Genomic DNA, 12270 nt, shown 5'->3' with positions numbered 1-12270 from the left:
CCCCAACCCCTCCCCTGAAGGGGAGGGGCTTTTGGAGAGGCGCAACGTCCCCTCATGCTCGACCGTCGCGCTCCATCCCGGCTCGACCACCGTCGTTGAGAGCGCGTCGATGATGATCGCTGGGCCGACGATTGCGCGGCCGGATGCGAGGGCGCTGCGCTGGTGGAGCGGGACTTGATGCTCTGCGCCAACGAGCCATGCGGCGACCGTTTCGGGAGCCGCCTTGGCAGACGGCGCGGGCGACGGGATCGTAGCAGGTGCATCGCCCCCTTCGGTCAGCTCGACGCGGATGCGGTCGACGACGAGGTTGGCGTGCGGGGCGTAGCCGAAGCGCTGGCGGAAGGCGGCGGCGAAAGCCGATGCGACGTCGGCGGGCGGCGCGAGCGGGAGTTCGATTGCGTTGTCGCTGTCGGCGAGGCGGACGAAGAGCAGCGTTTCGCGGGTCGTCTCGGCGGCGGGGGCGAGGTCGGCGCGCGCCTGTCCTGACAGTTCGGCCTCGACCGCGGCGAGCGCGAGCGGGCAATGTTCGTCGAGCGTGAGGCCGAGCGTGCGTTCGCGGATCGCCGACGGACGTGCGAGGCCCATACCATAGGCCGACAGCACGCCAGCGAGCGGGTGGAGCAGAATTTCGTCGACACCGAGCGCGTCGGCGACGAGGCAAACATGCTGGCCCGCGGCGCCGCCGAAGCCGACAAGGCTGTAACCCTGCGTGACGTCGTGGCCGCGCGCGATAGTGATGCGTTTGATCGCGTTCGCCATCTGCTGGACCGCAATCGCTAGCAGGCCCTCGGCGAGGGCTTCGGGGGTGATGCCCCCGACCTCGGCGGCCATGGCGGCGAATTTTTGTTCGACGACAGCGCGGCCGAGCGGCTGGTCGCCGTTCGGTCCGAAGAGCTTGGGAAAGTGATCCGGCTGGATCTTGCCGAGCAGGACATTGCAGTCGGTCACCGTGAGCGGCCCGCCACGGCCATAGGCGGCGGGGCCGGGGTTGGCGCCCGCGCTCTCGGGACCGACGAGGAGGCGCGCGCCGTCCCAGCGGCAGATCGAGCCGCCGCCGGCTGCCACGGTGTGGATGCGGAGCATCGGGGCGCGGATGCGGGTGCCCGCGACGATGGTTTCATTGTCGCGCTCGAGGCGGCCGGCGTAGTGGCTGACGTCGGTCGAGGTGCCGCCCATGTCGAAGCCGATCAGCCGCTCCTTGCCGAGCGGCGCGGCGCTGCCGACCATGCCGACGATGCCGCCCGCGGGGCCCGAAAGGATCGCGTCGCGGCCGTGGAAGGCAGTTGCGGATGCGAGGCCGCCCGAGCTTTTCATGAACTGCGGGTCCACGCCCTCCCCAAGCTGGGCGCAGAACTGGTCGACATAGTGACGCAGGACGGGCGAGAGATAGGCGTCGGCGAGGGTGGTGTCGCCGCGGCCGATCAGCTTGATCAGCGCGCTGACATCGTGGCTGGTCGAGATTTGGGTGAAGCCGGTTTCGTGGGCGATTTCGGCGAGGCGCTGCTCGTGCGCGGGATAGCGGTAACCGTGCATCAGCACGATCGCGATGCTGGTGAGGCCGCTGCTGCGTGCGGCTTGCAACGACGTGCGGGCGGCATCTTCGTCGAGCGGTTGCAGGACATCGCCGTCGGGGCCGACGCGTTCGGCAATCTCGGCGACCGCGGCGTGCGGCGGCGCGATGCGGTCGAGGCGGCGCGCGAAGAGGTCGGGTCGGTCCTGATAGCCGATGGTGAGGGCGTCGCCGAAGCCGCGGGTGATCGCGAGCAGGGTCGGTTCGCCCTTGCGTTCGAGGAGCGCGTTGGTCGCGACCGTGCTGCCCATGCGGATCGCCAGCGGCGGGAGCGCGCCTGTGCCCGCGCGGGTCAGGTCGCGGATCGCATTGACCGCGGCGTCGCCGGGGCGCGCGGGGTCCTCGCTGAGATATTTGGTGGTGACGACGGCGCCATCGGGGCTGCGCGCGACGACATCGGTGAAGGTGCCACCACGGTCGATCCAGATGTGCCAGCGGTGGTCAGTCGGGGGTGCCATTGTCGGGCCAGCGAATGACGATGGCGAGGCGGTTGTCAACTGCGGTGCGCTGCCAGCTGCCCTTGAGCTGCCGCTCGATCAGCGTGCGGATGAACTGCGTGCCGAAGCTTTCGGTGTCGATGTGCGGCGTTTCGGCAAGGTCGCTTTCGACCCAGTCGAGCTGGATGTCGCCACCGTCGTGGTGCCAGCCGACGGCGAGGTTACCCTCGCCCGCGAGCGCGCCATATTTGATGCTGTTGGTGACGAATTCGTGGACCGCGAGCGACAGCGCCTGCGCGCCCTCGTCATCGAGGCGGACCTCGGGGCCGGTGATGCCCGCGAGCTGTTCCGCCGAAACGCCCGCGAGCTCAAGCTCGCGGTGGACGATCCGTCCCAGATCGACGCTGTCGACCGCGCCGGTGACGAGCATCTGCTTGGCGTCGGACAATGCCCGCATGCGCCCGTCGAACTTGGCCTCGAACTCGTCGAGGCTGGTCGATTCGCGGAGCGTGATCCGCGCGAGTGCGCCGATGCGCGCGAAGGCGTTTTTCATGCGGTGCGCCATCTCGCCGATCATCAATTCGCGGTCTTCGGCGTGGCGCGCCTTTTGCGCGGCGAGTGCCTGAAACGCGTTGATGCGGCGGCGCTGGACGCGGTGGAGCTGGGTCGCGAGCAGCGCAAGCGCGACCCCGAAGATGAAGATACCGAGCGGGCGGCCCAGCCGCTCGAGGAAGCGGCCGTAGGAGATTCGCATCGTCCATTGCCGATCGGCGATGCGCAGCACCTGCTCCTGCGCGTCCCAGCCCATCTTGCCGTGGCGGAAAATGACGGCGGCGGAGGGGCCGGCGCCGGCGCGGATTTCGAGCCCGTCGATCTTGTCGAGCTGCGACCCGAGCACCGCCTTCATCATGTCGTTGATGCGGAAGGGGGCGTAGACGAACGCCTCGACCGGCCGGGTGCCGGGCGTTTTCGCCGCATCGTCCATCACCCCCGGCTGCGACCCACGGGTATAGACGGGGAGATAGATAAGAAAGCCCTGCTGCTTGACCTTCGCCATCCGCTCCTGCGCGAGCTGCACGATGCCGCTCGCCGCCGGGCGGCCGGTCTGCCAAGCGCGGCGCATCGCCGCACGCCGTACCGGCTCGCTGTACATGTCGAAGCCGAGCGCGACATGGCGGCGCGGCGTATAGGGCTCGACGAGGATGATGGGAAAGCCGACGGGCTGGTCGGTCGCCGGCCACACCTTGATATTCTCGCCGTAATTTTCGTGCAGCCGCGTTTCGATCGCCGCCGGCGTGCCCGCGCGCATCGCAGCGGCGATGCCGATGCCCTCCATCCCCGGGGCATGGACCTGCGGCTGGAGCGCGCCGAGATAGGCGCGGATGCCAGGGCCGCTCGCGGCGGCGTCGGACTGATAGAGCGCGCGCACGCCTTCGAGGATCGCGACATGGTCGCGTAGCCGCATGTTGAACTGCGCCGCGACGCGTTCGGCTTGATCGGCTTCTTCGGCCTGATTGTAGAGGAAGCTGGCACTGGCGGCGACGATGGTCGCGAGCAGGATGACCAGCCCGACAAACCGGACCAGCAGCGCAAGCAGCCGATCTGCCCAGGTTGAAGGGCGCATTATCTTGTCCTGCCTGATGGCTGCCGCAGCAGCGCCCCCCTCCGCCACCGATGTTTCACGCGAAAGGACTGATAGCAAGTTAATTTCATGCCGGTTCGACCATATCGCTGGCCGGTTGCAAGCGAAAACCTGTTGCCTATGATGCAGCATAAGAATGGGAGAAGCGGGATGATCATTTATGGGTCGGTGGTGTCGCCGTTCGTGCGCAAATTGCTGGCATATCTCGGCGAAAAGAGGATCGATTTCGAACTGAAGGGCGTCGGGATCGGCGATCCGGATCCGGGGTTCCGCGCCGCCTCGCCGCTCGGCAAGATGCCCGCGATGGACGATGACGGCTTCCTGCTCGCCGATTCGAGCGCGATCATCCAATATGTCGAGGCGAAATATCCCGAACCCGCGCTGATCCCCGCCGATCCGCAGCAGCGCGGCCGGGTGATCTGGTGGGAGGAGTTCGGCGATACGGTGTTCGCCGCATGCAGCGGCAAGATGTTCTTCAACCGCATCGTCGCGCCGAAATTCCTTGGGCGCGAAGGCGATCTGGCCGCGGCGGCGCAGGCGGAGGACGAGGAGTTGCCCAAGCTGCTCGCATACCTCGAAAGCGCGATCCCGGCGTCGGGATTTCTCGTCGGCGAGCGGCTGACGTTGGCCGACCTCGCGGTGGCATCGCCGCTGATGAACTTCCGCCACTGCGGGGCGTGCATCGATTCGGCGACGCATCCGAAGATCGCGGCGTGGAGCGAGGCGATCCTGTCGCGGCCGAGCATGGCGACATGGATTGCGAAGGAAGAAAGGCTGATGGCGCGAGTGCTGGCAGCCTAGATTTTTTTTCCCGCTAGAATTCGACGATGATCCGGACCCTGTCGGCACTGATACCGGCGGCGAGCGCGATCTGTTCGCGGCTGCGGTCGATCAGATCCACCAACGTCCCGGTTGCCTCGGGTTCCCCGGGCGCCTCGTCGTCGAGCAGGCTTGAAGTCGGGACGCCGAGAATGGCGGCGAGCTTCGCCATGCGGTCATCCTTGGGGCGAGCCCGGCCATTTTCCCAGCTCGAGACCGACGGCGCGCTGACGCCCATGCGTTCGGCGACCTCGGCCTGATTGAGCCCGGCCTCGGTGCGGAGCCGCTGCAGGCGGACACCGAAGGCTTCGTCGATCACCAGTGCCGCATCTGCGTCGACGCTGGGCGCCGGGTCGATCGCGTTCGTCAGTTCGGGCGCCTGGGCGACGGCGCTCTTGAGTTCTACGGCGCTTAGCGTTGCCGGCGATACCGGACCTTCGAACTGGCATCCGAAAAGCCGTCCGCTCGCCCAGATGACGACCGCGGTTATGTCGCCGGCGTGCGGAAGCTCGATTTCGATCCGGTCGCCGGCCGCCAGTTTGATGTCGCTTTCGAGCAGCAGGCCCGTTCCGGAGATATTGTGGATCTGGACTTCGAGGCCGGTGCCGTCATGCCGCAAGCCTGACGCGAGAAGGCTGAGTTTTCGGCGCGTGTCGAACCGTTTTTCGGCGCCAGGCGCCGATGGAAGAAAATGTCCGAAAATAGGCATATGCGGTTGTTGGAGTCCGCTGGTTAAAAGAAGGTTAGCGAGCGCGCCGAAAGATGGCGCGCCGGCACAAAAATGCACGGAGGTTGGCCGCTTGGCCTTCGCTGCTCAGGATATGGTCAATTCGACCGTCCGCGTGATCCCGATCGCGCCCAGAAACACCGTGTCGTGACTGACGACGAGCAGCGCGCCGTCATAGGCGGCGAGGCCGGTTTCGACGGCGGTCAGCGACTCGATGTCGAGATGGTTGCCGGGCTCGTCGAGGATCAGCAGTTGCGGCGGCTGCGGCGCGCCGAGGACGCAGGCGAGGCCGGCGCGGAGCATCTGGCCGCCGCTCAAGGTTCCGACGACACGGTCGGCGGCGCCGGCGCGGAAGCGGAATCGTGCGAGCGCGGCGCGGCACTGGTTGTTCGTCGTCCCCGGATTGAGGCGGAGGAAATTGTTGGCGATCGAGAGCGCGGGATCGAGCAGGCTGACGCGCTGGTCGAAGAGCGCAAAGGGGACACCGACCCGCACCTGCCCCGACCAGGGTGCGAGCGCGCCGACGACGAGGGCGAGGAGCGTAGACTTGCCCGAACCATTGGGGCCGGTGATTGCGACGCGGTCGGGGCCGGTGATGGTGAGCGAGAGGTTTTCGATGACCGGCCGCTCCCCCGCATAGCCCGCCGTAACATGGTCGAGGGCGAGCACGGTCCGCGACGCGGGAAGACCGGTCGAAGGCAGGTCGACCCACAGAGGATCGACGATCTCGACCTTGGCGCGCGCGGCGGATAGCTGCTCTTCGGCCTCACCGCGCTGGCGTTCGGCAAGGCGGCTTCCGGCGGCGCGGGTTTCTTCGGCCCGGCGCTTGAGCCCGCCGATAAGGATTTTCGGCATGTCGCCGCGTGCGCCCTTGGCGCGTCCGCGCGAATCGCGGCGGTCCTGCTTTTCGGTCGCCGCCTGCGCCTGCCGCTGCGCCGCGTCGGCGCGCTTTTCGGCGCCCGCAAGTTCGGCCTCGATGGCTGCCTGCTCGACGTCCTTGCGCGCGCGATAGGCGCTCCAGCCGCCGCCATAACGCGCGCCGCCAAGGCTGGTCAGCTCGATGATCGCGTCCATTTCTTCGAGCAATTCGCGGTCGTGGCTGACGACGATCGCGCCGCCGCGCCAATGGCGGAGCAAGGCGCGGACGGCTTCGCGCCCTTCGCGGTCGAGATTGTTGGTGGGCTCGTCGAGGAGAAGGAAATCGGGTGCGGCGAACATTGCCCCGGCGAGTGCGGCGCGCGTGCGCTCGCCCCCCGATAGCTGCGCGAGCGGGGTGTCCGCGGGAAGCGGCAGCCCGACGCCCGCGAGCGCCTCATCGATCCGCATTTCGAGCGTCCAGTCGGCGTCGCCGATCTCCTCGACGCTCGCTTCGCCCGCTTCGGCCTTGCGCAGCAGGGCGAGGCCGTCGCGCACGCCGAACAGATCGGCGATCGTCTCGTGTGCCGCGACCTGCACGGTCTGGCGGAGCATCGCAATGCTGCCGTCGATCGCGATGCTGCCCGACGCCGGCGTGAGTTCGCCGGTCAGCAGGCGCAGCAGCGTCGATTTGCCGACGCCGTTGCGTCCGACGATGCCGGCGCGTTCAGGCTGGAAATTGAGGTTGAGGTCCGAAAGGACGGCGCGGCCGTCAGGCGTGGACCAGCTGAGATTGGAGATCGTAATCGAAGGCATGAACATGAACTTTCCGGGCGGCAAGGCGGGGCTGCGTTGCGGTCAGGTTGCGGTCCATGGTGAAAATCTCCGGTTGATTGAGCGGGCGATGTAGGGGTTGCGATTCCGGCATGCAACCTTGGTGGGCCGGGGGCTCGGTCTGACGGTGGCTTGAAAAGGACCGGAAGGGGACGTTGCCAACCCAACCGACGGAAAGCAACGGCCGCTTCCCACCCCTAAGCGGCCCTTATCGGACACCTCGTGTGTTATCCGAATAAAACCCCTTGCCACGCATGCGCTACAAATGTAGCACGCTACAAATGTAGCGCATGAGGTGAGTCGTATGTTGTCCAGCCTGCCCCCGCGAGAACGCGAGATCGTCGATATTCTTTATGAGCGCGGCGCGTCGACCGTGACCGAAATCGGCGCGGCGCTGGCCGACGAATTGTCGGGCTCGGCGATCCGGGCGATGCTGAAGCGGCTGGAGACGAAAGGCTTTGTTGCCCGCGAACAGTCCGACCGCGGCTTCGTCTATGCGCCGAGCGTGTCGGACAAGACTGCGCGCAAGTCGGCGCTGTCGCAGGTCGTGCGCGTCTTCTTCAATGGATCTGCCACGAGCGCCGCTGCCGCCCTGCTCGGCATGCAGGACGAGATGAGCAATTCCGAACTCGACGAACTCGAACAAATGATCGCCAAAGCGCGCGAAGGGAGAGCGTGATGTTGACCACCGCCATGTTGCTGGGCCTTGCCTGGAAATCCGTCATTGTCGCGGTGCTGACGCTGGGGCTGCTGCGGTTGGCGCGGTCGCGCTCGGCCGGCGAGCGGTCGATGATCGCGCACGCCGGGCTGATGGCGCTGCTCGCGCTGCCCGCGGCGATCCTGCTGCTGCCGCAATGGGCTCCGCTGCCCGCAGCATGGTCCTTCGAACCCGCCGCGCCGATCGGGCAACCGGCAACAACGGGGGGATCGGCGATCGATCCGGCACCCGCCGCGACGTCAGTCCCTGTCGTGGTGGACGTTCCTTTCAAAGGGGATGGGGCCGGATCGACGCCGATCGTCTTTTCGTGGAGCGACCTTGCCCCCTTTCTCTATCTTGTCCCGCTCCTGCTATTATCTGGAGTGATGGCGCTCGCGGTGGTGCGGCTGTTCGCGATGCGCGGGCGCGCCGAAATCCTCGTCGAGCGGTCGTGGTTGTCGGCGCTCGCCGAGGCGCAGCGGCGCATGGGGTTCAAGCATGGCACCGCACTGCTGGTCAGCAACGAGTTGCGCTCGCCGATAAGCTGGGGCGTGCTGCGCTCGACGATTGTGCTGAGCCCAAAAGCCGTTGCGGCGTCGGGTGAGGCCGAGGCGATCATCGCGCACGAACTGGCGCATGTCGCGCGGCTCGACTGGGCGAAACTGCTCGGCGCGCGCGCCGCCTGCGCGGTCTTCTGGTTCAATCCGCTGGTGTGGATGCTGGCGCGCGAAAGCCATCAGTTGCGCGAGGAAGCCGCCGACGATGCGGTGTTGATGGCCGATATCAACGGGCCCGATTATGCGACGCTGCTGGTCGGCGCCGCGCGGCACGACAATCAAGGGGCGCTGCTCGCGGCGCATGGGGTCGCGCCGGGCAAGGACAGTTTGAAGCGCCGCATCACCCGCGTTCTCGACGGCAGCCTGAAACGCGGCCCGGCGAGTGCGAGCTGGATGCTGATGAGCCTTGTCGTGCTGGCGGGGATCACCGTGCCGCTCGCCGCCTTTTCGGCAACCGCGAGGCCCGCGGCGACGGCGGACGTCCACTCCGTCGTCGCCTCGACGGCCAAGGAGACGACCACCGTGTCATCGGCGTCGGCTGCGGCCGCGAAGGGCGCAGCCGTCGAGAGCGCAGCCACGGCGACGTCGAAGCCGCTCTCCGCCGAGCAGCTGGTCGGGATGCGCGCGGTCGGCGTGACCCCCGAATATGTCGAAAAGATGCGCGAGAGCGGCGGGTCGATGGATGCCGACGACATCATCTCGGCCAAGGCGAGCGGGATCGATCCCGCCTATATCCGGCAGATGCGCGACGTCATTCCCGGCGCCGATTTCGACGAGCTGGTTGGCGCGCGGCATGTCGGCGTCAACGCCGCCTTTGCCCGCGACATGAAATCGCATTTCCCCGACATCGGGGTCGACGATTTGATCGCGCTGAAGGCGATGGGGGTCGACTGCGACTTCGTCACCGACATGCAGAAGTCGGGCGTGAGGATGCGCGATGCCGACGACGCGATCGAACTGCGCGCGACGAGCGGGTTCCGGCCCGTCGTGAAGCATCGCCCCGCGGCGACACCGCGCCCGGTCACGAGGGCAGTGCGCGGCGACAATGTTGCGGTCGTCGATATGGAGCGCGGCGTGATCGAGGCGCGGCGTGCCGACGGCCGGACCGCGCGGGTCGAATTCCCCGCATCGCCGGAACCCCCCGAGCCGCCCGTCCGCGACTGACGCCCGGACATTCGTCCGTAGCGACCGACGATTAATCGAAACCTGATTCAAAATTGCCGCTGCGGCGGCGAGCGATGACGCTCGCCCGGCGCACGGAGGGAGGAGTGCACCAAATGAAAGCCCTGTATTTTGCCGGCGCCGCCGCGTTGCTGTCGATCCTCGCCTGCTCGGCGCCGACCGCCACCGCCGACCCGCTCGTCCTGAGCGATGTCAGCTGGGTCGCCGAGCCCGCGAGCGGAAAGAAGGGCGCGCCGCGCGTCCGCATCCAGCACAAACAGTCGAGCAGTGATCGGAGTTTCGACGGCTCGCGCCCCTATTTCGCCGCTGCCGAAGCGGCGCTCGGGCGGAAAACGCCGGGACCGGTCAGCTTTACCGTGACGCATGATGCGGGGACGCTGGCGTGCACCGGCACGCTGACCCGTGCGTTCGAAGGGAAGGGCGAATGCCGCTTCACCTCCGATCCCGCTTTCGAGCGCGCGCTCGGCGAACGCGGACTGGCGCCGGGCCGGCGTTCGACCTTGCTCGCGATGCTGCTGGTCGATGCGACGATCGAGCTTGCCGACGGGCTGACCCGCGAAGGGGTGCGGCCGAAGGATGCCGACGATCTGATCGCGGCCGCGGCGCTCGAGGTGCGGCCCGAATATATCCGCGATCTGAAGTCCGAGGCGCTGGTGCTGACCGACGTCGAGGATGCGATCGCGTGCAAGGCGCTCGGCGTCGATGGCGCCTATGTGCGCGGGCTTGCTGCGGCGGGATACAGGAAACTCAGCGCCGACGAGGTCGTCGGCATGAAGGCGATGGGTGTGACGGGCGAATATGCGCGCGCTATGAACCGCGCCGCGGGGGGAAGTCCCAAGTGATGCGATGGACCAGCCTGATTGCGGTTGCGGCCGCGATTTCCAACTCCGCGCTGGCGCAGGAGACGGCGCCACCGACCGGCGACACCCCGCCGCCCGCGTCGACCGAAGTGCCCGCGGGCCGGAGCAACGCGGCTCGGCAGGTCTATACGCCCGCCGACTTCGCGCGCTACGCACCCAAGAACGCGTATGACATGCTGATCCAGGTTCCCAGTTTCCAGATTCGCGACAACGAGAATCTGCGCGGGCTTGGGCAGGCGACGGGCAATGTGCTGTTCAACGGCGAGCGGCCGTCGAACAAGGCCGACGATATGTATACGCAGCTGTCGCGCATCCCCGCGGGCAACGTCGAGCGGATCGAGGTCGTCGACGGCGCGACGCTCGATATTCCTGGCCTGTCGGGACAGGTCGCCAATATCGTCTATCGCGCCGCTGCCTTTTCGGGACAGTTTTCGTGGAAGCCCGAGTTCCGCGCACATTACACCGATCCGCTGTTCACCCGCGCCGACGTGTCGGTGCGCGGTCGCACCGGCGCGATCGAATATGAGGTCGCGCTGAACAACGACGATGCCCGGCGCAGCGGTGCCGGCGGTCCGACCCTGATCTATGACGGTGCGCGCAACATCACCGAGCGGCGCAAGGACATCTGGAACACGCATTACGACACGCCGAAGCTGTCGGGCCGGATTACCTGGGACCCGGCGGGCGACACCGTCGCCAACCTTGGCGGCCATTATCAGCGCAAATATGATCGCTATTATGAAGATGGCGTGCGCACCGGCCCCGGCCTGCCCGACCGCGTCCGCACGGTGTATGAAAATGAGGACAGCTGGAATTACGAGGTCGGCGGCGATTACCAGTTCGGCGTTGGGCCCGGAAAGCTGAAGCTGATCGGGCTGCGGCGGTTCAGCCACGAACCCTACCGCCAGGAAATCGTCACGACGCCCGCGGGCGGGGTCGCGACCGGCGACCGCTTCATGCAGACCGGCGATATAGGCGAGACGATCGGGCGCGGCGAATATCAGTGGAAGATGTTCGGCGGCGATTGGCAGCTGTCGGGCGAGGCGGCGTTCAACAAACTCGACAATGTCGCATCGATCGCGGTGCTCGACCCCGCGGGCACCTGGGTCGGCCAGCCCTTCGACGGCGGCACCGGCGGGGTCAGCGAGGATCGCTATGAAGGGTTGCTGAGCTTCGGGCGCAAGCTGACCGACAAGCTGAATTTCCAGATTATCGCCGGCGCCGAACATTCGACGATCACCCAGACCGGCATGAACGGGCTGACGCGCAGCTTCTTCCGGCCCAAGGGCTCGATCTCGCTCGCCTGGACACCGTCGCCCGATTTCGATGTGTCGGTGAAGCTGCGGCGGCGCGTGCTCCAGCTCAGCTTCTATGACTTTCTTGCCCGTGCTTTCCTGAACGACGGCAACCAGAATGAGAGCAACAACGACCTCAGGCCCCAGCAGGATTGGACCTATGAGGCCGAGATCAACAAGAAGTTCGGCGCTTGGGGTTCGACCAAGATCATCCTGATCTATCGCGATGTCGAGGACCGTGTCGACGTGATCCCGATCGGTGCCAATGGCGAGGCGGTCGGCAATATCGCGAAGGCCAAGGCGGGCGCGATCGACTGGACCGCGACGATCAATCTCGACCCCGCGGGGATCAAGGGAATGAAGCTTGAACCCCGGATGCTGCTTCAGAAAAGCTCGCTTCGTGATCCCTTTACCGGTGAGAAAAGGCAGTGGAACGGCTTCACCGACACGGTGATCAGCCTCGGCCTGCGTCATGATATTCCGGGCAGCGACTGGGCGTGGGGCGGCGACGCAGAATATGCGCATTATCAACCCAATTACCGCCGAAACCAGACCGACAAGGTTTGGGAGGGGCCGGTCTGGGCGACGGTCTTTGTCGAGCATAAGAATGTGCTGGGCCTGACCGTCCAGGCGTCGATCCGCAACATCGCCAATGCGCGGTCGAAGCGCGACCGGACGGCCTATACCGGGGTTCGCGGCGAAAGCGCGGTCAGCTTTATCGAGGAACGCGACCGGCTGATCGGTCCGATCTTTTCCTTTTCCGTGCGCGGCAAATTCTGACCGGGTAAGGGAGTC

General features: G+C 66.7%; 9 protein-coding genes. 5 read left to right on the top strand and 4 right to left on the bottom strand.

What is annotated here, in order from left to right; translation table 11 throughout:
* Positions 1–2028: hydantoinase/oxoprolinase family protein (locus tag ACREBX_RS20055; protein WP_431563495.1), on the bottom strand; the 2028-nt coding region annotated here is incomplete at its 3' end.
* Positions 2012–3631, bottom strand: coding sequence for a CHASE domain-containing protein (locus tag ACREBX_RS20050; protein WP_431563494.1), 1620 nt, complete (start codon positions 3629–3631; stop codon positions 2012–2014). The genes ACREBX_RS20055 and ACREBX_RS20050, both read right to left, overlap by 17 nt.
* Positions 3632–3799: 168 nt before the next feature.
* On the opposite strand from ACREBX_RS20050, the gene ACREBX_RS20045 reads away from it, so the two are divergent.
* Positions 3800–4450, top strand: a complete 651-nt coding sequence (locus ACREBX_RS20045; RefSeq protein ID WP_431563493.1) for a glutathione S-transferase family protein — start codon at positions 3800–3802, stop codon at positions 4448–4450.
* Positions 4451–4463: 13 nt separating this feature from the next.
* Here the strand turns inward: ACREBX_RS20045 and ACREBX_RS20040 are convergent, their stop codons facing one another.
* Together ACREBX_RS20040 and ACREBX_RS20035 are read right to left on the bottom strand one after the other, a co-directional pair.
* Complete coding sequence (locus ACREBX_RS20040; RefSeq protein WP_431563492.1) at positions 4464–5177, bottom strand: helix-turn-helix domain-containing protein; 714 nt, start codon at positions 5175–5177, stop codon at positions 4464–4466.
* Positions 5178–5282: 105 nt separating this feature from the next.
* Entirely contained in the window at positions 5283–6872 is a 1590-nt protein-coding gene (locus ACREBX_RS20035) for an ABC-F family ATP-binding cassette domain-containing protein (RefSeq protein ID WP_431563491.1), read from the bottom strand.
* Positions 6873–7188: 316 nt separating this feature from the next.
* On the opposite strand from ACREBX_RS20035, the gene ACREBX_RS20030 reads away from it, so the two are divergent.
* The 4 genes from ACREBX_RS20030 (at position 7189) to ACREBX_RS20015 (ending at position 12255) form a co-directional block, all read left to right on the top strand.
* Positions 7189–7563 carry a BlaI/MecI/CopY family transcriptional regulator gene (locus ACREBX_RS20030; RefSeq protein ID WP_431563497.1) on the top strand — a complete coding sequence of 125 codons (375 nt, stop codon included), beginning with the start codon at positions 7189–7191 and terminating at the stop codon, positions 7561–7563.
* The gene (locus ACREBX_RS20025; RefSeq protein ID WP_431563490.1) at positions 7563–9302 is read left to right on the top strand and encodes a M56 family metallopeptidase; all 1740 of its coding nucleotides are present in this window, start codon (positions 7563–7565) and stop codon (positions 9300–9302) included. Before ACREBX_RS20030 ends, ACREBX_RS20025 begins: the two co-directional genes overlap by 1 nt.
* A 113-nt stretch (positions 9303–9415) precedes the next feature.
* A complete protein-coding gene (locus tag ACREBX_RS20020) occupies positions 9416–10162 on the top strand; it encodes a hypothetical protein (protein WP_431563489.1) in 747 nt (248 codons plus the stop codon).
* On the top strand, positions 10162–12255 hold the full coding sequence (locus tag ACREBX_RS20015) for a TonB-dependent receptor plug domain-containing protein (protein ID WP_431563496.1): 2094 nt from the start codon (positions 10162–10164) through the stop codon (positions 12253–12255). Before ACREBX_RS20020 ends, ACREBX_RS20015 begins: the two co-directional genes overlap by 1 nt.
* Positions 12256–12270: the final 15 nt, after the last annotated feature.

The sequence above is a fragment of the Sphingopyxis sp. genome (genome assembly GCF_050725655.1).
GTDB lineage: Bacteria > Pseudomonadota > Alphaproteobacteria > Sphingomonadales > Sphingomonadaceae > Sphingopyxis.
This window is presented reverse-complemented; position numbering and strand designations above follow the sequence as displayed.

What these genes read in the sequence shown, in the direction of transcription:
- ACREBX_RS20045 (WP_431563493.1), top strand. Translation starts at nt 3,800, where the DNA reads ATGATCATTTATGGGTCGGTGGTGTCGCCGTTCGTGCGCAAATTGCTG.
- ACREBX_RS20035 (WP_431563491.1), bottom strand. Translation starts at nt 6,872, where the DNA reads ATGTTCATGCCTTCGATTACGATCTCCAATCTCAGCTGGTCCACGCCT.
- ACREBX_RS20030 (WP_431563497.1), top strand. Translation starts at nt 7,189, where the DNA reads ATGTTGTCCAGCCTGCCCCCGCGAGAACGCGAGATCGTCGATATTCTT.
- ACREBX_RS20015 (WP_431563496.1), top strand. Translation starts at nt 10,162, where the DNA reads ATGCGATGGACCAGCCTGATTGCGGTTGCGGCCGCGATTTCCAACTCC.
- ACREBX_RS20025 (WP_431563490.1), top strand. Translation starts at nt 7,563, where the DNA reads ATGTTGACCACCGCCATGTTGCTGGGCCTTGCCTGGAAATCCGTCATT.
- ACREBX_RS20050 (WP_431563494.1), bottom strand. Translation starts at nt 3,631, where the DNA reads ATGCGCCCTTCAACCTGGGCAGATCGGCTGCTTGCGCTGCTGGTCCGG.
- ACREBX_RS20040 (WP_431563492.1), bottom strand. Translation starts at nt 5,177, where the DNA reads ATGCCTATTTTCGGACATTTTCTTCCATCGGCGCCTGGCGCCGAAAAA.
- ACREBX_RS20020 (WP_431563489.1), top strand. Translation starts at nt 9,416, where the DNA reads ATGAAAGCCCTGTATTTTGCCGGCGCCGCCGCGTTGCTGTCGATCCTC.